The organism is Rhodococcus sp. SB1D, from assembly GCF_048573875.1.
Lineage (GTDB): Bacteria > Actinomycetota > Actinomycetes > Mycobacteriales > Mycobacteriaceae > Rhodococcus_F > Rhodococcus_F qingshengii.
Genome location: NZ_JBMAIQ010000001.1, coordinates 151,185 through 170,338, shown reverse-complemented (window position 1 = coordinate 170,338; position 19,154 = coordinate 151,185). Strand labels below are relative to the sequence as shown.

15 protein-coding genes are annotated in these 19,154 nt (G+C 62.7%); 8 read left to right on the top strand and 7 right to left on the bottom strand.

Annotated features, from left to right (window positions below; all coding sequences use genetic code 11):
* The first annotated feature begins 13 nt into the window (after nt 1-13).
* Complete coding sequence (locus tag ACN50D_RS00785) at nt 14-1,105, top strand: N-formylglutamate amidohydrolase (protein WP_007727250.1); 1,092 nt, start codon at nt 14-16, stop codon at nt 1,103-1,105.
* 38 nt (nt 1,106-1,143) lie between these two features.
* Here the strand turns inward: ACN50D_RS00785 and ACN50D_RS00780 are convergent, their stop codons facing one another.
* Nucleotides 1,144-2,475: an anaerobic C4-dicarboxylate transporter family protein gene (locus ACN50D_RS00780; RefSeq protein ID WP_007727257.1), complete on the bottom strand. Its 1,332-nt coding sequence runs from the start codon at nt 2,473-2,475 to the stop codon at nt 1,144-1,146.
* Nucleotides 2,476-2,581: 106 nt separating this feature from the next.
* On the opposite strand from ACN50D_RS00780, the gene ACN50D_RS00775 reads away from it, so the two are divergent.
* Both ACN50D_RS00775 and ACN50D_RS00770 read left to right on the top strand, forming a co-directional pair.
* Complete coding sequence (locus ACN50D_RS00775) at nt 2,582-7,129, top strand: ATP-dependent helicase (protein ID WP_210378301.1); 4,548 nt, start codon at nt 2,582-2,584, stop codon at nt 7,127-7,129.
* A gap of 63 nt (nt 7,130-7,192) precedes the next feature.
* The gene (locus ACN50D_RS00770; protein WP_030535047.1) at nt 7,193-7,984 is read left to right on the top strand and encodes a DNA-formamidopyrimidine glycosylase family protein; all 792 of its coding nucleotides are present in this window, start codon (nt 7,193-7,195) and stop codon (nt 7,982-7,984) included.
* Here ACN50D_RS00770 and ACN50D_RS00765 read toward each other — a convergent pair.
* Entirely contained in the window at nt 7,971-8,540 is a 570-nt protein-coding gene (locus tag ACN50D_RS00765) for a TetR/AcrR family transcriptional regulator (protein ID WP_064074929.1), read from the bottom strand. The genes ACN50D_RS00770 and ACN50D_RS00765 overlap by 14 nt on opposite strands.
* Before the next feature lie 87 nt (nt 8,541-8,627).
* Between ACN50D_RS00765 and ACN50D_RS00760 the strand changes: the two genes are divergently transcribed.
* The 3 genes from ACN50D_RS00760 (at nt 8,628) to ACN50D_RS00750 (ending at nt 11,110) form a co-directional block, all read left to right on the top strand.
* The gene (locus ACN50D_RS00760) at nt 8,628-9,569 is read left to right on the top strand and encodes an oxygenase MpaB family protein (protein ID WP_042449607.1); all 942 of its coding nucleotides are present in this window, start codon (nt 8,628-8,630) and stop codon (nt 9,567-9,569) included.
* 17 nt (nt 9,570-9,586) lie between these two features.
* Nucleotides 9,587-10,123 carry a hypothetical protein gene (locus ACN50D_RS00755; protein ID WP_003940745.1) on the top strand — a complete coding sequence of 179 codons (537 nt, stop codon included), beginning with the start codon at nt 9,587-9,589 and terminating at the stop codon, nt 10,121-10,123.
* Between the two features lie 102 nt (nt 10,124-10,225).
* Nucleotides 10,226-11,110, top strand: coding sequence for an aldo/keto reductase (locus ACN50D_RS00750; protein WP_050654915.1), 885 nt, complete (start codon nt 10,226-10,228; stop codon nt 11,108-11,110).
* Between the two features lie 36 nt (nt 11,111-11,146).
* On the opposite strand, the gene ACN50D_RS00745 is transcribed toward ACN50D_RS00750, so the two are convergent.
* Nucleotides 11,147-11,890, bottom strand: a complete 744-nt coding sequence (locus tag ACN50D_RS00745) for a 3-hydroxybutyrate dehydrogenase (protein WP_030535050.1) — start codon at nt 11,888-11,890, stop codon at nt 11,147-11,149.
* A complete protein-coding gene (locus ACN50D_RS00740) occupies nt 11,887-13,263 on the bottom strand; it encodes an MFS transporter (protein WP_003940819.1) in 1,377 nt (458 codons plus the stop codon). The genes ACN50D_RS00745 and ACN50D_RS00740 overlap by 4 nt, the downstream gene beginning before the upstream one ends.
* A 153-nt stretch (nt 13,264-13,416) precedes the next feature.
* On the opposite strand from ACN50D_RS00740, the gene ACN50D_RS00735 reads away from it, so the two are divergent.
* Nucleotides 13,417-14,364 carry a LysR family transcriptional regulator gene (locus ACN50D_RS00735; protein WP_007727290.1) on the top strand — a complete coding sequence of 316 codons (948 nt, stop codon included), beginning with the start codon at nt 13,417-13,419 and terminating at the stop codon, nt 14,362-14,364.
* Here the strand turns inward: ACN50D_RS00735 and ACN50D_RS00730 are convergent.
* The 3 genes from ACN50D_RS00730 to ACN50D_RS00720 all read right to left on the bottom strand — a co-directional run bounded on the left by ACN50D_RS00730 (nt 14,333) and on the right by ACN50D_RS00720 (nt 17,484).
* The gene (locus ACN50D_RS00730) at nt 14,333-15,049 is read right to left on the bottom strand and encodes a GAF and ANTAR domain-containing protein (RefSeq protein WP_003940742.1); all 717 of its coding nucleotides are present in this window, start codon (nt 15,047-15,049) and stop codon (nt 14,333-14,335) included. The genes ACN50D_RS00735 and ACN50D_RS00730 overlap by 32 nt on opposite strands.
* A gap of 50 nt (nt 15,050-15,099) precedes the next feature.
* On the bottom strand, nt 15,100-15,567 hold the full coding sequence (locus tag ACN50D_RS00725) for a hypothetical protein (RefSeq protein ID WP_228232568.1): 468 nt from the start codon (nt 15,565-15,567) through the stop codon (nt 15,100-15,102).
* Between the two features lie 174 nt (nt 15,568-15,741).
* Nucleotides 15,742-17,484, bottom strand: a complete 1,743-nt coding sequence (locus ACN50D_RS00720) for a glycerol-3-phosphate dehydrogenase/oxidase (protein ID WP_125050568.1) — start codon at nt 17,482-17,484, stop codon at nt 15,742-15,744.
* Nucleotides 17,485-17,592: 108 nt separating this feature from the next.
* Between ACN50D_RS00720 and glpK the strand changes: the two genes are divergently transcribed.
* Nucleotides 17,593-19,083: a glycerol kinase GlpK gene (glpK, locus tag ACN50D_RS00715; RefSeq protein WP_007727296.1), complete on the top strand. Its 1,491-nt coding sequence runs from the start codon at nt 17,593-17,595 to the stop codon at nt 19,081-19,083.
* Nucleotides 19,084-19,154: the final 71 nt, after the last annotated feature.

Here is a 19,154-nt window from a genome sequence, read left to right as displayed (position 1 = left end):
TACGCTGGGATTCATGACCAGTGGAGAACCAGTACTCATCCCGGCCGGAACCGTGTTCACGGCGGAGGACCTGACGTTCTATGCCGATCGTGACTCCCGCAGTCTCGACGACGCCATCGCCGACGCCGACCTTCTTGTCAGTTGCCCACACTCGGGTTCCGCGATTCCAGCAGAACTCTCACGTTTTCTCGCACCCGAGTTCACACAGCGGCTGCAATTCGACTTCACCGACATGTCCACCAGTCCCATCGTGCGCCGTTGGGCCGAAATCGATTCGCGCATCGTATACGTGGAGAATCCGCACCCTCGCATGATTCGCGATCCCAACCGTGCGAAGCCCGAAAACCTGGAAGCGTCACTGCGCGAAGCATTCGCCCGCGTCCACAAGGCCGGTGCAGGCAACAAAGCAGACCTCACCGGCGTCGACGCAGTTCGCCCTGTCACCTTCTCGTTCTACCCCCTGCTGCTCGAGCCGACCGACGACGCGGGCTGGAAGGACCTCGCCGAGACCTTCACCGAGACAGCTGAACACGGTTTGGGCGTCTACGAGAGAACTCGCGACGCACTGATCGAAGCCATGGTGGCGAAGAGCTTCGAACTCGGTCGATCGTTCACGACCTTGTCGTTCCACGACACGATGAACCACACCACCCGGCAGGACGGCGCCGTCAATGTCGAACGGCCGGAAGCAGATCGGCTCCCCGACGTCGTCGCGCTCTCCAATCGTGGCGACCACGACGGCAATCGACGCGGCGACAATCCCGTGACGATGGATCCGGAGCTCATTCGCACACTTGCGATCTCACATCGCAAGGGATTTCAGGTCGACGATCCGGATGCCGTCGCTCTCAATCAGCCGTACCTCGGCAGTTTCGAAATCATTCGAGCCGGAGCCAGATTCGCCGAATTGAGCGCCCGCGCCGCCGAAGCCGGGATCACGTTGAGCGCGGTTCAGGCCGAATTCAAACGAGAATTCCTACTGGGAGACGAACTGGCCGCCTACATCATGGAACCCGGCGTCGACTGGCCTACACCCGACGCCGAACGGGTGGACCAGCTCGCCCACGCGTGCAAGGCGAGCTGGGACCACTACCGCAACAGCTGACTCAGCGCTGTCACTCAGGGCTGACTCAGTCGCAATACTCAACCGAGCACCACTCCGAACAACGCGCCGGCCGCAATCGTCGTGACGGCCAAGATGATGGTCGGCAGGAAGAACGAGTGGTCGACGAGCTTGGAACCGAGCTTCGTGCTGCCCGAGAGGTCGAAGTTCGCAGCCGCGATCTGCGAACCGTTTGTCGGCAACAGGTAGACGCCGGCAAACGCTCCGGCCCACATTCCGCTCACCAGACCGGGTGCAATCCCGGCAGCGAGACCGATCGGCACGATGGTCCTCGTAGCGGTCGACTGACTGGTCGTCAGTACACAGACCAGGAAGACACCGAGCGCGAAGATCCACGGCGCGGCGTTGACCCAGTCGCCGACGGTGCTCGTGATCAGCTCGGAATGGGCGCTGATGAACGTGTCCGTCAGCCATGCCAGACCGAACAGCGCGATGGCCGAGACCATACCGGCACGGAACACCGTCGACGACGGCACGTCGGCGACATTCGGGCGGCACACCAGCAGGATCAACGTACCCACGACGAACATCAGCATTTCGATGATCGGTGTCATCCCCATCGGAGTACCGTCGGCAGCTTCGGGACGAATCCCCTTGAACAGGCCGAAGATCACGATAGCCAGGACGCCGGCGAGGAAGATCAGTGCCGCGTTTCGTCCGGTCTTCGTCGAGACGAGTTCGGTCTTGGAGGCTGCACCAGGTCCGGCCAATTCGCCCGACTTCATCTTCGCCTGTATCTCCGGGTCGTCGGCGAGATCTTTGCCGAGTCGGTTGACCGCGATGGAGGAAAGGACGATGCCGACAACAGCAGCCGGGAAGGTGATCTTGATGATGTCGATGAGTTCGAAATCGTAGGGCGGCACGTCGGTCAGCGTGACCATTGCCGCCATTGCCGCGGACACCGGACTACACGCCAGCGCCACACCGGTCGAGACAACTGACAGCGACAGCGGTCGTGACGGCCGCACACCGTTCTTGTACGAGACGTCGTAGATGACGGGGAGCAGTGGGTAGAGGATGTTGGACGTGCCGGCACCGACCGAGAACAGGAATGACACCAACGGCGCGATCAGCGTGATCTGTTTCGGGCGAGATTCGATCAACTTGGCCGCGATGGTGACCATCCAGTCGATACCACCGGCCGCCTGCATCATCGACGACGCGAGGACGACGGACAGGACGATGAGGAGAGCGTCGACCGGCGGACTGCCGACGTCCTCTCCGAAGACGAACACGAGGACGGCAACACCTGCGCCGCCCCACAGACCGAGAGCGACACCGCTCGATCTGGTACCCATGACAATCGCCCCGAGCACTACCGCCAGCTCGAGGACAATCTTGACTGCTTCCATCAGGCACTCGCCTTCTCGATAACAAGAGAATCGCTATAACAGGGCAAATAGTATGCTCTGCGCTTCGGCTGCAGGCACGAACACGCTGTCGGTGGGAAGGGGCAATATGGTGGTCGTGACCAACGTCCTCGGTAGGTTCTCGCCCGCCACACGCGAGTGGTTCGGCGGCGCTTTCAGCGCTCCGACTGCTGCGCAGCTCGGCGCCTGGGAATCCATCGCGAGTGGCTCTCACACACTTGTCGTCGCGCCCACCGGCTCCGGCAAGACATTGTCGGCGTTCCTGTGGGCGCTCGATCAACTCGCCGCCAAGGACGAAGGCGAACGCGCCACCAAAGTCCTCTACATTTCGCCGCTCAAAGCGCTGGGTGTGGACGTCGAGCGGAACCTTCGCGCGCCGCTGGTCGGCATCACGCAGACGGCGAAGCGTCTAGGCCTCACTCCGCCCGAGATCACCGTCGGTGTCCGTTCCGGTGATACGTCCCAGGCCGATCGGCGCTCGTTGATCAAACGACCCCCGGACATCCTGATCACCACGCCTGAGTCGTTGTTCCTGATGCTCACCTCCGCTGCCCGGGAAACACTGGTCGGTGTCGACACCGTGATCGTCGACGAGGTTCACGCGGTGGCGGGCACCAAGCGCGGCTCTCACCTCGCGCTCTCACTGGAACGCCTGGACGGCTTGCTCGAGCGTCCGGCGCAACGCATCGGATTGTCGGCCACTGTCCGTCCGCACGAGGAGATCGGGCGGTTCCTCGCCGGTTCGGCACCCATCCGGATCGTGGCACCGCCTGCCGCCAAGACCTTCGACCTCACGGTCCGTGTTCCCGTCGAGGACATGACCGAACTGGGGATCGCGACGCCGGACGACGGTTCCGAATCTCCCACCCCGCAAGCCGGTTCGATCTGGCCCCACGTCGAGGAACAGATCGTCGACCTCGTTCTCGACCACCGATCGTCCATCGTGTTCGCCAACTCTCGCCGCCTCGCCGAACGATTGACAGCCAGGCTCAACGAGATTCATGCAGAACGCATCGGTCTGGCCGTCGAGAAAACATCTCGCCCGCCCGCGCAGATCGGGGCTCCCACCGAGGTCAACTACGGCGCCGAACCCCTCCTTGCTCGCGCCCACCACGGATCGGTCAGCAAAGACCAGCGAGCCCTCATCGAAGACGACCTCAAATCGGGTCGATTGCGATGCGTCGTCGCCACCAGCAGCCTCGAACTCGGAATCGACATGGGCGCCGTCGACTTGGTCATCCAGGTGGAGGCACCGCCTTCTGTTGCCAGCGGCCTGCAACGTGTCGGCCGCGCCGGCCACCAGGTCGGCGAGATATCGCGAGGCGTCGTCTTCCCCAAGCATCGCACCGACCTGATTCATTGCGCGGTGACCGTCGAGCGCATGGTCGAAGGCAAGATCGAAGCGATGGCCGTTCCGGCCAATCCCCTCGACATCCTCGCTCAGCAAACTGTTGCGGCCACCGCTCTCGAACCGATCGACGTCGACGACTGGTTCGAGACGGTGCGCCGAAGCGGTTCCTTTGCAACGCTTCCCCGTTCGGCGTACGAATCGACTCTGGACTTGCTGGCGGGGCGGTACCCCTCGGACGAGTTCGCCGAATTACGTCCTCGCCTTGTCTGGGATCGTGAGTCCAACACGCTCACGGGCCGCCCGGGTTCGCAGCGTTTGGCCGTCACTTCCGGCGGCGCAATCCCCGACCGCGGCCTCTTCACCGTCTACATGGTTGGCGAGAAAGCGTCCCGCGTCGGCGAACTCGACGAGGAAATGGTCTACGAATCCCGGGTCGGCGACGTCTTTGCGCTCGGCGCCACCAGTTGGCGGATCGAGGAGATCACCTTCGATCGGGTTCTGGTCAGCCCCGCCTACGGCATGCCGGGTCGTTTGCCCTTCTGGCACGGCGACGGACTCGGTCGCCCCGCCGAACTCGGACAGGCGTTGGGACAATTCGTTCGAGAGACCGCGCTGGGTAACGAAGCCGACGTCGTCGAGCGTTGTCGCGTGGGCGGGCTCGATCACAACGCCACAACCAATCTGATCCAACTCGTCGGTGAGCAGAAGAATGCCACCGGGCAGGTGCCGTCGGATCGAACCCTGGTGGTCGAACGCTTCCGCGACGAACTCGGTGACTGGCGTCTGGTGCTGCATTCCCCGTACGGCCAACGGGTTCACGCACCGTGGGCCCTCGCCATCGGGGCGCGCCTGCAGGAACGATACGGCGTCGATTCCAGTCCGACGGCCTCCGACGACGGCATCATCATCCGTCTCCCCGACACCGAGAACGAACCTCCCGGCGCCGAACTGTTCACCTTCGACGTCGAGGACATCGAAGATCTGGTCACCCAAGAGGTGGGCGGCTCCGCGCTCTTCGCTTCCCGATTCCGCGAATGTGCCGCCCGCGCACTGCTTCTCCCCCGCCGCAATCCCGGAAAACGTGCACCACTGTGGCAGCAGCGTCAGCGGTCGGCGCAACTGCTGGACGTCGCCCGCAAGTTCCCGACCTTCCCGATCCTGCTCGAGACCGTACGCGAGTGCTTGCAGGACGTTTACGACCTGCCTGCACTGAAGGAATTGTTCGGCAAGATCGAGAAAAGGCAGATTCGAATCGTCGAGGTGGAGACGGCCTCTCCGTCTCCGTTCGCCAGTGCGCTCCTGTTCAACTACGTGGGTTCGTTCATGTACGAGGGCGACAGCCCCCTCGCCGAGCGACGCGCCGCCGCTTTGTCCTTGGACTCCACGCTGTTGGCCGAACTCCTCGGCCGCGTCGAACTGCGCGAGCTCCTCGACGCCGGAGTGATCGAGCAGGCCGAACGTGAACTGCAACGGCTCGTCCCTGACCGAAAGGCCAAAGACCTCGAGGGTGTTGCCGACCTCCTCCGCATGCTCGGCCCGCTGACCACCGAAGAAGTCACCGAACGCTGTCTCGAGGACCCGGTCTCATGGCTCGAGAAGTTGGTTACGGACAAACGCGCCCTCCACGTCTCGTATGCGGGCGAGAGCTGGTGGACCGTCGTCGAAGATGCAGCGCGGCTTCGCGATGGACTCGGCGTTCCCCTACCCATCGGCGTTCCGGCCGCGTTCATCGAGCCGGTCGATCAACCACTCGACGACCTCCTGAGCCGGTACGCCCGCACCCACGGTCCCTTCACTCTCGCCGACGCGGCTGCACGCTTCGGTCTCGGAGTATCAGTCGCGCGTGACGTTCTCGGTCGGCTCGCGCTCGAAAAGCGGGTCCTGGAAGGTGAATTCCGCCCGTCTGCAACCGGAAGCGAATGGTGCGACGCCGAGGTCCTGCGTCGCTTGCGGCGTCGCTCGCTCGCCGCGGCACGGCAGGAGGTCGAGCCGGTCAGCACCGCGACCCTCGGGCGATTCCTTCCCAGTTGGCAGCACGTGGGCGGCACGCTGCGAGGAATCGACGGTGTTGCAACGGTGGTCGATCAACTTGCCGGCGTCCCGATTCCGGCGTCCGCTCTCGAATCGTTGATCCTGCCGAGCCGAGTTGCCGACTACTCTCCCGCGATGTTGGACGAACTCACGTCGACGGGTGAAGTCCTGTGGTCCGGATCGGGAGCTATCTCGGGCAAGGACGGGTGGGTAGTGCTGCACCCCGCCGACCTGGCACCGATCACGCTCAATTCGCCCGCCGACACCGACGTCTCGGAATTGCAGAAGCGCATCCTCGACCTGCTGTCCGGCGGCGGTGCCTACTTCTTCCGCCAGTTGGTCGACGCGTTGCGAACTACGGAGTCGGCTGCGGACACGGTCGACAGTGCGGTGACGACGGCACTGTGGGAGTTGGTGTGGCTCGGACACATCGGTAACGACACCGTTGCACCGCTGCGCGCACTTCTCTCCGACACCACCAGAACAACAACCAGTCACCGATCGCCTCGCCGTGTTCCGCGGGCCCGTCCGTACCGCGGAATGGCCCGCGCTTCCACGCCCGCGCGCACGGGACCGGCAACTGCCTCCGGTCGGTGGTTCCAGCTGCCAGGTATCGAACCTGACCCCACTATCCGGGCGCACGCCACGGCTGATCTGCTGCTCGAACGATACGGCGTCGTCACCCGCGGTTCGGTGATGAGCGAGAACGTGCCGGGCGGTTTCGCGTTGATCTACAAGGTACTGAGCACGTTCGAGGACAACGGGCGCGCTCGACGCGGATACTTCGTGGACACCCTGGGCGGCGCTCAATTCTCCACGCCTCCCGTGGTGGACCGCTTGCGGACGTTCGGTGATTCCATCGAGGGGCGCCATACCTCCTCGGCTGCAGTCACTCTCGCGGCGTGCGACCCGGCAAACCCGTACGGCGCGGCGCTGCCGTGGCCGGCGTCGGGGGGCGAGGAGTCACCAGGACACCGACCCGGACGAAAAGCCGGCGCACTGGTAGTTCTGGTGGAGGGTGAGTTGGTTCTGTTCGTCGAGCGCGGCGGTCGCACGATCCTGACATTCACCGACGACGGCGGAACGTTGCGCCTGGCAGCACTGTCACTTGCTCAGAAGGTGACTTCTCGCGCCATCGACAAGTTGGTAGTGGAGAAGGTCGACGGAGAGACCATCCACGGCAACGATTTTGCTCCGGTCCTGGTCGAAGCCGGCTTCGCGGCCACCCCTCGCGGATTCCGGTTGCGGTCATGAGGATTGGGGTCATGATGATTGAGATCGTGGAAGTTGAGATCCTGAAGTGTGGGTGCGGCGACCATGCCTGAGGGCGATACCGTGTGGCGGGCCGCCAATGAACTGCGCGCTGCCCTGGCCGAGAAGGTACTCACCACCTGCGACGTCCGCGTTCCTCGTTACGCCACGGTTGATCTCTCGGGCCACCGCGTGGATTCCGTCGCCAGCCGCGGAAAACATCTCCTGATCCGAGTGGGCGAAGCGTCCATTCACACGCATCTGAAGATGGAAGGTCAGTGGCAGATTTATCGCCCCGGCGAGCGCTGGCGCCGACCCGCCCATCAAGCGCGCATCATCTTGGCCACCGAAGACTCTGTAGCAGTTGGCTTTTCACTGGGAATCACCGAGATCCTCGAACTCGGGCAGGAACAGGAGGCCGTCGGACATCTCGGACCGGATCTGCTCGGGACCGATTGGGACAGTTCCGTGGCCGCCCGAAATCTACGGGCCGCCGACTCCGTACCGATCGGAATCGCGCTCCTGGATCAGCGGGTGATGGCCGGACTGGGCAACGTGTACCGAAACGAGATCTGCTTCCTACGAGGTATTCACCCGAAAACGCCGACACATCTCGCGGGGAATCTCGACGCGATAGTGGATCTGTCTTTTCGCACCATCAACGTCAACAAGTCACGTCGCATCCGGGTCACCACCGGCGACACCCGCCCCGGTAGGCAGACATGGGTGTACGGCAGACGCGGAAAACCGTGCCGCCGTTGCGGAACTCGCATCAGAGAAGACACCCTCGGACCGGATCAGCTCACCGAGCGAAATATCTTCTTCTGCCCGGCCTGCCAGCCCTTCACGCCTGGTTAGCGTTGATCAGCAGCCTGACGCAGTGGCGGACAAATCGATCACGGTCCACGACGATCGTGCCGTCCAGATAACCGATGAACAGTGTGAACAACGCCCCGACCAGTCCGACTGCCACCAGTTGCTTGTCCACGGGATCAGCGATCTCGGACAACTGGTCGTACACCAGGTCGACGAACGCCGGCATCGATTCGATACCGCGGCCGCTCAGGACGGGTTCCGAGAGCGGGGCGATCAGGAGCACTCTCCCCATCGCCGGATCGTCGACCATCAGCTTGACGAAAGCGTCGACCGCAGCGGTGGCGACGGCCTCGGATGTCGTCTCCGACTCCACTGCCGACGCAAGCGCCGACTGCGCACGCTCGGCGACAAACGTGTGGACCGCGACAACGTACTGATCGCGATCGGTGAAGCTTTCGTAGAAGTACCGCTCGGTCAAACCGGCGGCCTTGCAGACCGCACGCACATTGACGGACGGACCGTCGACCGCACCGAGCAGTGTCACTCCGACGTCGAACAACGTCGCCTTTCGAGTGGCCCTGCGTTCTTCGATGCTCACAACTTCCCCACTTCGCCGACACTTGTTCTTCAATGCACCCGGTATTCGATCCTTGACTACCGCTGTTGTCGATCCTAATCTGACAACATGCGTAGTCAACTTGACGACAGCAGCACCCCGGTTCCCCTCGGTCCGGATTCCCTGACCTGGAAGTATTTCGGCGACTGGCGCGGGATGCTCCAAGGTGTCTGGGCAGGTTCGATGCAAAACATGCACCCTGGTCTCGGCGCCGGGGTCGAGGAGCACTCGCAGTTCTTCGACGAGCGCTGGGAACGGCTGTACCGCTCGCTGTATCCCATTGCAGGCGTGGTCTTCGACGGCGATCGCGCGCAGCAGACAGCCGAAGAAGTCCGCGGCTATCACACACGAATCAAGGGCGTCGACAAGCTGGGACGCCGGTACCACGCACTTGATCCCGACACCTTCTACTGGGCGCACGCAACGTTCTTCATGGGCACCATCGTCACTGCCGAGAACTTCTCCGGTGGCTTGACCGAGGCCCAGAAACGTCAGCTCTTCACCGAGCACATTCAGTGGTATCGCCTGTACGGGATGAGCATGCGCCCTGTTCCCGAGACCTGGGAAGCATTTCAGGAGTACTGGGACCACATGTGCCGCAACGTACTCGAAGACAACAAGGCGACCCGCGACGTCCTCGACCTGTCGGGACTCGGCAAGCCCCCGTACATGACGTGGCTACCCGATCCGTTGTGGCGGCTCGCCCGAATCCCCCTCGCCCGCGGATTCGTGTGGCTGACGGTCGGAATGTACGACCAACCGGTTCGAGACCTACTCGGCTACTCGTGGACCAGTCGCGATCAGAAAATTCACAACGCTGTCGGCCGCACCGTCAACGCCGTCTTCCGTCTGGTGCCGTGGCGATACCGGTATCAGCCACGTGCTCGCGCGGGATGGGATCGAGCTGACGGCCGAATCCCCGCCGATGCACCACTGGTCCACACACCGGCGCGCAACCTGCCCCCGCTCGAGCAGCGAGATAACCCGATGCACTACAGCCCCAGGGTCTGATCTGCCATGCTCTGAACATGGAGTGGGACCTGCGAACCCTGCTGAACCGTCCGATCACGTCTCACGGTGCGCCGCTGGGACAAGAACGTGTGGCGGCGAGGACCACCGCGTACATCTACGGCAACATTCTTGTCCTCGCCGCACTCATACCGGTGACGAAATCTCAGGAATCGCTCGGCGCCGCGATTGTGGTCGGCACGGCATTGTCGACATACATCGCCCACACATTTGCCGAGGGAGTCGGCGAGAGCATTCGCAACGATCGCCGACTGACGACCGCGGAGAGAATCGACTCTCTTCGCGATTCCGTCCCGATCCTCACCTCTGCGGTTGTTCCTGTCGTCATTCTCGCGACGGCGTGGTTCAACTTCCTGGAACCACGGACGGCGCAGTTGATCGCGGAAATCGTCTTGATCCTGCGGATCGGTTCCACCAGTTACGTGATCAGCCGACTGCACGGCGAGAAAGTCAGTACGAACACCCATCTGGCAGCGTTCGGCCTCGCCGCCGTCGCCACCCTCATAGTCGGGTTGAAGATAGTGCTCACTCATTGACGAGTCCCCCGATCGCGAATTCCCAGGTCTGAAGGGGTACTGCCGTTACCCGGCTGAGCAGTCACTCCCGCCGAACCCCCGGCCGCCGCTACCGTGGACGACATGAGAATCCCGAGTCTGAAACTGAACAACGGCGTCGACATCCCCGCGCTTGGCTTCGGCGTGTACCAGACGCCGCCGGACGAAACACTCGCCGCCGTCGAGTCCGCGCTGTCGACGGGTTATCGCCATATCGACACTGCCGCGGCCTACGGCAACGAGAAGGGCGTCGGTGAGGCGATCCGGCGATCCGGACTCGATCGCGCGGACATCTTCGTCGAGTCGAAGGTCTGGATCACCGACTACGGATACGACGAGACTCTGCATGCCTTCGACAAGAGCGCAGGCAAACTCGGTGTCGAACAACTCGACCTCCTGATCCTCCATCAGGCGTTGCCGAGCGAGTTCGAGCGCACGATCGACGCGTACAGGGCATTGGAAACGCTTCTGGCCGACGGCAAGGTCCGCGCCATCGGAGTCAGTAACTTCATGCCGGATCACCTCACCCGACTCCTGGACGCAACGTCCGTGGTGCCGGCGGTCAACCAGATCGAGGTTCATCCGTACTTCAGGCAGTCGACTTTGCTCGAGGCCGACGCCGATCACGGGATTCTGTCTCAGGCATGGTCACCGATCGGCGGAATCACGTTCTACCGCGACGGCTCCCACGGCTCGACCCTCGAGGACGCCACCATCGGCGCCATCGCGACCGCTCACGGCAAGTCGCCTGCACAGGTGATGCTGCGCTGGCACCTCCAGCAGGGCCGCCAGGTGATCCCCAAGTCGGTGACTCCCTCGCGGATCGCGGAGAACTTCGACGTGTTCGACTTCGAACTCACCGCCGAAGAACTCTCCGCAATCGACGCACTCGACACCGGAGTTCGCGGCGGTCCCGAACCCGAGGTCATCACCCGCGAGAAGTTCGGAATCGAGATTCCCGAAGCCTGAACCCGGCAGCTTGAACAACACAGCAGCCCCAGTGATCTAGCTGGCGCTCCACCCGCCGTCGATGGTGTACGAAGCCCCCGTCACCATCGACGCCTCGGGCGATGCCAGCCACCCCACCAGCGATGCCACTTCTGCGGGCTCGACCATCCGTTTGATCGCGCTCTCGGTGAGCATCACCTTCTCGACAACCTCGGATTCACTGATTCCGTGAACCTTTGCCTGGTCGGAGATCTGGGATCGCACGAGTGGTGTCAGGACGTAGCCCGGATTGACACAGTTACTGGTGACACCGTGTGGGGCACCTTCGAGCGCAACAACTTTCGACAGCCCTTCGAGTCCGTGCTTTGCCGTGACGTACGCACTCTTGAATGCCGAAGCGCGGAGCCCGTGGACCGAGGAAATGTTGACGATGCGCCCGAATCCTTTGCGGTACATGTACGGCAGGGCCGCTCTGACCAGGAGGAACGGCGCTTCGACCATGAGGCGTTGAATCTTCCGGAAGTCCTCGACGTCGAAATCCTCGATGGGACTGACCCGTTGAATGCCGGCGTTGTTGACAAGTACGTCCGTCTCGAGTGCCAGATCCACGAGTTGGTCGGTGTCGAGGAGATCGACGGCCCACGCAGTGCCGTCGATCTCGTCGGCCAGCGCCTTCGCGGCGACGTCGTCGAGATCAGCGACGGTGACGTGGGCGCCGCGGGCGGCAAGGAGTCGAGCACACGCCTCGCCGATACCGCTGGCACCACCGGTGACCAGTGCCGTTTTGCCGGAGAGCGTCATGCGGAAACACCGGCCCGCTCGTCGGCGAGCACTCGTGCGTCGGCGGCATCGACGGACTCGAGCGAGATTCCCTTGGTCTCCCGCGCGAAAACGACTGCGACGATAGTGACCAGGGATGCCAGCAGGAGATAGATCGCGATGGGGACCGAGGAGTCGAACTTGCTCAGCAGTCCGGTCGCGATGATCGGAGCCAGTGAACCTGCCACGATCGACGTGACCTGATATCCCAGGGAGACACCGGAATAGCGCATCCGGGTCGGGAACATCTCGGCCATGATCGCGGGTTGGCCGGCGTACATGAACGCGTGGAACACAAGCCCGATGATGATTGCCGACAAGATGACTGCATTGTGCCCGCTGTTCATCATCGGAAAGGCGAAGAATCCCCATGTTCCTGCGGTGACGGCGCCGATCATGTACACCGGGCGTCGACCGATCGTGTCGGACAGTTTGCCCACCAACGGAATCACTGCGAAGTGCACGGCATGTGCCATCAGCATCCACCAGAGGATGTGCGCCGTGTCCGCATGAACGACGACCTTGAGGTAGGTGATCGAGAAGGTCACCACGAGGTAGTACATGACGTTTTCGGCGAAACGCAGGCCCATCGCGGTCAACACTCCGCGCGGGTAACGCTTGACCACCTCGAAAACGCTGTACGAGGTTGCCTTGACCAGTTCTGCTTCCTTCTGCGCCGCAATGAAAATGGGAGCGTCGGTGACCTTGGTCCGAACGTAGTACCCGACCAGAACGATCACCGCGGAGAGCCAGAAGGCAACGCGCCAGCCCCAACTCATGAAGGATTCGTCCGAGAGCGTCGACGTCAGGATCAACAGCACGACAGTGGCCACCAGGTTGCCCATCGGCACGCCGGCCTGAGGCCAGGACGACCAGAACCCGCGAGATCGATTCGGGCTGTGCTCGGCGACAAGGAGTACCGCCCCACCCCATTCGCCGCCGACAGCAAATCCTTGGATGAAGCGCAGCGTGACCAGCAGTGCCGGCGCCCAGTAGCCGATCTGACCGTAGGTCGGTAGGCAGCCCATCAGGAAGGTCGCGGCACCGACCAGCAGCAAACTGAACTGCAACAACTGCTTCCGGCCGAACTTGTCTCCGAAATATCCGAAGACGATTCCGCCGAGTGGCCGGGCGGCGAATCCGACGGCGTAGGTGATGAAAGCCGCGATGATCGCATCCAGCTCGTTGCCGCCGCCAGGAAAGAAGACTTTGCTGAAGACCAGCGTGGCCGCCGTGCCGTACAGAAAGAACTCGTACCACTCGACCACGGTGCCCGCCATCGAGGCGCCGACCACCTTCTTCAGCCCCGATGGTGGGGCTTGGCTCTCGGGTTTCGGCATGTTGTCGACGCTCATCGTGGACTCCCTCGTCTTCAGTTCGCGATTCGCCTGCTCTTCACGATCAGGAATGTGACCGCTCGCACATTTTTTGTGACTCGATGAGTATCGGTGCAGATTCTTGGCACGACAATGACAAATCTCGCACCATACAGGTGCAAAAATGCAGATATGACACTCGGACTGAGCCCGGACGACCTACTGGTGCTTCTCGCGGTCGGTCGCACCGGCCGCTTCAACACCGCCGCCGACGACCTGGGCCTCAACCACACCACCATTTCGCGCCGCATCGCCTCGCTCGAGAAGAGCCTCGGCGGCCGTGTACTGGTCCGCTCGTCCGGCGGCTGGGAGTTGACCGACCTGGGCAGACAAGCCCTCAGCGCGGCCGAGCGCATCGAGGCCGCGGTGAACGAACTGGCACTCGACTCCACCGGTCAGCAGCAACTCGACGGCGTCGTGCGGGTCTCGGCCACCGACGGCTTCAGCGCATACATCGCGGCCCCCGCCGGCGCAGCGGTTCGCAGACGCCATCCTCGCGTGAGCGTGGAGATAGTCGTCGCGACCAGAAAGGCGTCGCAGATACGCTCGGGGCTCGACATCGAGGTTGTTGTCGGCAAACCTCAAGTTCACCGCGCCGAGGCCGTCCATCTGGCCGACTACGCGCTGGGTTTGTACGCCTCCCGAGAGTATCTACGTCAGAATGCAGTGCCCGATAGTGCCGAAGAGCTGGCCGAACACTCGCTCGTGTATTTCATCGACTCGATGCTGCAGGTCGACGAACTCGATCTGGCCCGCAAGCTCACGGTTTCCATGCGCGAGGCCGTCACGTCCACCAACGTGTTCGTCCACATCGAGGCAACGCGCGCGGGTGCCGGCATCGGCCTGCTCCCCTGCTTCATGGCCGAGCAGCACGACGATCTGATTCGCGTGCTGCCGGCTCACATCGAAGTCAGACTTTCGTACTGGTTGGTGGCTCGTTCTGAATCCTTGCGCCGACCGGAAGTCGCAGCGGTGGTGACGGCACTTCGAGAGACGGTGGATCGCAAGCGATCTCAACTCCTCGGCTCTCCCGGGGCGAACGAAGCGCTCAGTCCAGAGTCGAACGATGCTGGACGATGACCTTGCGCGCCAACTCGGCGATCTTGACGTTCATGTTCTGCGAGGTTCGCACCAGAATGTCGAAGGCCTCGTCGTCGGACACCCGATGCAATGCCATCAGCAGACCGACGGCCTGACCGATTTCGCGACTGCTCGCCAGACCTCGCCGCAGCGAGTCGGCATCCTCTCCTCGGTTCAGCGCGGTGACGGCCACGGATGCAAACGATGCCAACATGATCGCGTGGTCGGCAACAGTTTCCGTGAATGCTCCCGGAGTGTCGGAGAAGAGGTTGAGGGCACCGAACTTCTGACGATCGACCATCAGTCGGAACCCCATCGAGCCACGAATGGGTGTCTCTGCCACTACTTTCCGAGCGAACTCGGGCCACTGATTCGGAGTGCGAAGATCTGACTCGAGCTGCGGCGCCTCCGTGTCGAGGGCGTCGATGCACGGCCCCTCGCCAGTCGCACGTTCGAGATCGTCTGCATGCTCGGCGATCTCGTCGCTTGCCGCTACCGTGACGTTGGTGTTTCCCCGTCGCAGCATCAGGCTTGCGTGATCGCAACCGGGAATCAACTCGACAGCCGCCGAACAGATCGCGGAGTACACCTCGGCGCTGTCTGCGGCGGAGTAGAGGATCTCCGCCAACGCCGCGAACACTGCCGTGGGTTCTGTCAGTGCTTGGTCGCGCTCAGCCATCTCCATACACCTCGGGGTCTACCGTTCATCGAATTCTTCACCGAACGGTACAAACCTTACTTACTCGAGCGGATGGGGTCGCCGCCGCTCGCCGATTCCCGCCCGTCCGTCCCCTGAAAAGCTTCCGTGGCCGCGCGGTGATGCAGAGCCGTGACGGTGGTGATCTGCTTGGACACCAGGTCGTTGAGCTCGCGGTACTGCTCCTCCGTCTCCCCGGCCGGAATGTCTCTCAGGACCTCCCACATCGCACTCTTGCCGCACAGAGCGGTCCGCATGATCTCGAGAGTTGCCAGCTTCACGAGACGGTTGCGCCAGATGGCGTCGACATGGACGAGGCGCCTGATCCGATTGACCGTCGCGTCGATCTTGGAGTACCGCGGCAGAGATATGCCCTGGGTGTCCTCGATCAGTTGCAGCAGCTGCTCGATCTCGTACTCGAGCTCACCCGGCAACGAGTCCAGCTCACCGTCGGCCCACGCGCCGTACGAGTCCGAGAGTGACCGCGAGAGTTGCAGCCCTACCATCGCTCCGCACAGGTGAGTGACCAGATAAGCAGTGGCTATGTGTTCCTCAGCAGATCTCGACCGACTACCGAACATTGGGATCCTCCTGGGCGACGCTCGACCGGTCTGTGCTGACACGGGTGGTGATTCGACATCCGCCTACCCGCGACAGACCGAGAACAAACGACGGGCGACTCAGACCCGATCCGGCACCACGACGACGGGTTCGAGGATCTCGGCCCGAGACTCCGGCGCTGCGGCGCGCAAGGCGTCGGCCGACTCGTCGTCCGGCTGGGTCTGCGACTCGATCTCCGCTTCGACGCGCGCTCGGTACGTGTCGACCTCGCGCTCGACGGTGGCGGGATCCCAACCGAGAATCGGAGCAACCAATCCGGCAACCTGTTGCGCACAGTTGACACCACGATGCGGGTACTCGATTGCGATGCGCATGCGGCGAGCCAGGATGTCGTCGAGGTGCAATGCACCCTCGGCCGCGGCGGCGTACACAGCCTCGACCTGAAGGTAATCGGGGGCATCTGTGATGGGCTGCAACAACTCCGGCGTCTGTCGGCCGAGTTCGAGGACCTCCGTGATGAGTGAACCGTAGCGGTCGAGCAAGTGCTTGACGCGATACGGATGCAAGCCGTACTGCTCGCCCAGTTGCACAGTCTGATTGATCAACGCGAAGTATCCGTCGGCGCCGACGAGCGGCACCTTCTCCGTGATCGACGACGCCACTCGCGCCGGAATGTCTTCTGCTGCGACATCGACGGCGTCTTCCGCCATGACCCGATACGTCGTGTACTTTCCACCGGCGATGGCGACCAGGCCTGGAGCCACACGGGCAACGGCGTGCTCGCGCGAGAGCTTCGACGTCTCGTCGCTCTCACCGGCAAGCAGCGGACGCAGGCCTGCGTACACACCGTCGATGTCGGCGTGCGTCAGCGGCGTGACCAGAACGGAGTTCACGTGGCCGAGGATGTAGTCGATATCTGCTTTGGTTGCCGCTGGGTGAGCGAGATCCAAGTTCCAGTCGGTGTCCGTGGTGCCGATGATCCAGTGACTGCCCCACGGAATGACGAACAGCACCGATTTCTCGGTACGCAGGATGATGGCGGCTTCACTGACGATGCGATCGCGCGGGACGACGATGTGTACGCCCTTCGACGCTCGCACCCGGAACCGTCCGCGCTGACGTGAGAGGGCCTGGATTTCGTCCGTCCAGACACCGGTTGCATTGATGACGACGTGACCCTTGACCTCCGCGGTACGGCCGTCTTCGCAGTCGCGAACACGAACTCCCGAGACCCGGTCCGCTTCACGCAGAAATCCCACGACCTGCGTCGATGTTCGGACGACCGCGCCGTAGTGGGCGGCGGTCCGTGCAACGGTCATGGTGTGCCGAGCGTCGTCGACGACGGTGTCGTAGTACTGGATGCCACCGGTCAGTGAACTGCGCTTGAGGCTCGGCGACATGCGCAGTGCGCCCGCCCGCGTCAAGTGCTTCTGGGAGGGGACCGACTTGGCGCCGCCCATTCGGTCATAGAGGAAGATTCCCGCGGCCATGTACGGGCGCTCCCACACGCGGTGAGCCAGAGGGAACAAGAACTTCAGCGGCTTGACCAGGTGCGGAGCGAGCGTGGTCAGCGAGAGCTCGCGCTCACGCAATGCTTCACGAACGAGGCCGAATTCGAGTTGCTCGAGATAGCGGAGACCGCCGTGGAACATCTTCGACGAGCGACTGGACGTACCGGATGCGTAGTCACGGGCCTCGACCAACGCAACCTTCAGCCCGCGGGTGGCCGCATCGAGGGCCGCTCCGACACCGACGACACCACCGCCCACCACGACGACGTCGAATTGCTCGGTCTGAAGTTGTTCCCAAGCAGCTTCGCGCTGCTGCGGGCCGAGAAACTGCGCACCTTGCTGCTTACTCAACCCGGTCTCCTGTAAGTCGACGACGAATCCGTTTACAGGCTAGTAGCTTGATCCACATACTGCGACAGCGCACGGATTACTGCGAACACGCCCGAACCTAGGAGCACAGTGAATCAATACATCGCCGCCATCGACCAAGGCACGACGTCGAGCCGCTGCATGATCTTCGATCACGACGGCGCCGTGGTGAGCGTTGCGCAGAAAGAACACGAGCAGATTTTCCCGCGAGCAGGTTGGGTCGAGCACGATCCGGTGGCGCTGTGGATCAACACTCGGGAGGTGGTGGCCGGCGCTCTCGCGAAGGTCGATCTCACGCGGGCCGACATCGCTGCCGTCGGAATCACGAATCAGCGTGAGACGACCGTCGTTTGGGAACGTTCGACGGGTAAGCCGATCTACAACGCGATCGTGTGGCAGGACACGCGCACGGATCAACTGTGTGTCGAACTGGGCGGCGACGAGGGTCCGGACAAGTATCGAGACAAGACCGGACTACCACTCTCGACCTACTTCGCCGGGCCGAAGATCCGCTGGATTCTCGACAACGTCGACGGTGCGAAAGCAAAAGCGGAGGCCGGCGAATTGTGCTTCGGCACTGTCGACACGTGGATCGTGTGGAACCTGACCGAGGGCGTCCACGTGACAGATGTCACCAATGCGTCACGCACGATGCTGATGGATCTCGAGACCCTCCAGTGGGACGAATCGATCTGTGCGGACTTCGGAATCCCGATGTCGATGCTCCCGGAAATCCGTAGTTCCTCAGAGGTCTACGGCACAGGACGTCCACGCGGCAATCTCGCCGGTGTGCCGGTCGCCGGAATCCTCGGTGACCAGCAGGCAGCCACATTCGGCCAGGCCTGCCTCTCCGAGGGTGAAGCCAAGAACACCTACGGCACCGGCAATTTCATGCTTCTCAATACGGGCACGAAGCCGGTGCACAGCAAGCACGGACTACTGACGACCGTCTGCTACAAACTCGGCGAAGCCCCAGCCGTGTACGCACTCGAAGGTTCCGTCGCCGTGACGGGTTCCTTGGTCCAGTGGCTTCGAGACAATCTCGGAATCATTCAGAACGCCAAGGACATCGAGCCGCTCGCCGCAAGTGTCGATGACAACGGCGGCGCCTACTTCGTGCCCGCGTTCTCCGGGCTGTTCGCACCTCGGTGGCGACCGGATGCCCGGGGTGTCATCGTCGGCCTGACGCGCTTCGTCAACAAGGGACACCTGGCCCGCGCAGCGCTCGAGGCGACGGCATACCAGACCCGCGAGGTCATCGACGCCATGCGAGCGGATTCGGGAGTCGAACTGTCCGCACTGAAGGTCGACGGCGGCATGGTGGTCAACGAAACCCTGATGCAGTTCCAGTCGGACATCCTCGGAGTTCCCGTCATCCGTCCGGTGGTCAACGAAACGACAGCTCTCGGTGCTGCATACGCAGCGGGCCTCGCCATCGGTTATTGGGCCGATACCGAAGACATCCGCAACAACTGGGCCGTCGGCAAGACGTGGGAACCGGCGATGGACGAGTCCGAAAGGTCACGGCTGTACGCGGAGTGGAACAAGGCCGTCGAGCGGACGTACAACTGGTCCGAGTAATCACCCCGATCCTTCCATACCGGAAGAGCTGATCATGGTCGCCTATTGATACTCCTGAGGTATCAATAGGC

Coding starts and splice junctions, on each gene's coding strand:
- ACN50D_RS00785 (WP_007727250.1), top strand. CDS start 14: ATGACCAGTGGAGAACCAGTACTCATCCCGGCCGGAACCGTGTTCACG.
- ACN50D_RS00780 (WP_007727257.1), bottom strand. CDS start 2,475: ATGGAAGCAGTCAAGATTGTCCTCGAGCTGGCGGTAGTGCTCGGGGCG.
- ACN50D_RS00775 (WP_210378301.1), top strand. CDS start 2,582: ATGGTGGTCGTGACCAACGTCCTCGGTAGGTTCTCGCCCGCCACACGC.
- ACN50D_RS00770 (WP_030535047.1), top strand. CDS start 7,193: ATGCCTGAGGGCGATACCGTGTGGCGGGCCGCCAATGAACTGCGCGCT.
- ACN50D_RS00760 (WP_042449607.1), top strand. CDS start 8,628: ATGCGTAGTCAACTTGACGACAGCAGCACCCCGGTTCCCCTCGGTCCG.
- ACN50D_RS00755 (WP_003940745.1), top strand. CDS start 9,587: ATGGAGTGGGACCTGCGAACCCTGCTGAACCGTCCGATCACGTCTCAC.
- ACN50D_RS00750 (WP_050654915.1), top strand. CDS start 10,226: ATGAGAATCCCGAGTCTGAAACTGAACAACGGCGTCGACATCCCCGCG.
- ACN50D_RS00745 (WP_030535050.1), bottom strand. CDS start 11,890: ATGACGCTCTCCGGCAAAACGGCACTGGTCACCGGTGGTGCCAGCGGT.
- ACN50D_RS00740 (WP_003940819.1), bottom strand. CDS start 13,263: ATGAGCGTCGACAACATGCCGAAACCCGAGAGCCAAGCCCCACCATCG.
- ACN50D_RS00735 (WP_007727290.1), top strand. CDS start 13,417: ATGACACTCGGACTGAGCCCGGACGACCTACTGGTGCTTCTCGCGGTC.
- ACN50D_RS00730 (WP_003940742.1), bottom strand. CDS start 15,049: ATGGAGATGGCTGAGCGCGACCAAGCACTGACAGAACCCACGGCAGTG.
- ACN50D_RS00725 (WP_228232568.1), bottom strand. CDS start 15,567: ATGGTAGGGCTGCAACTCTCGCGGTCACTCTCGGACTCGTACGGCGCG.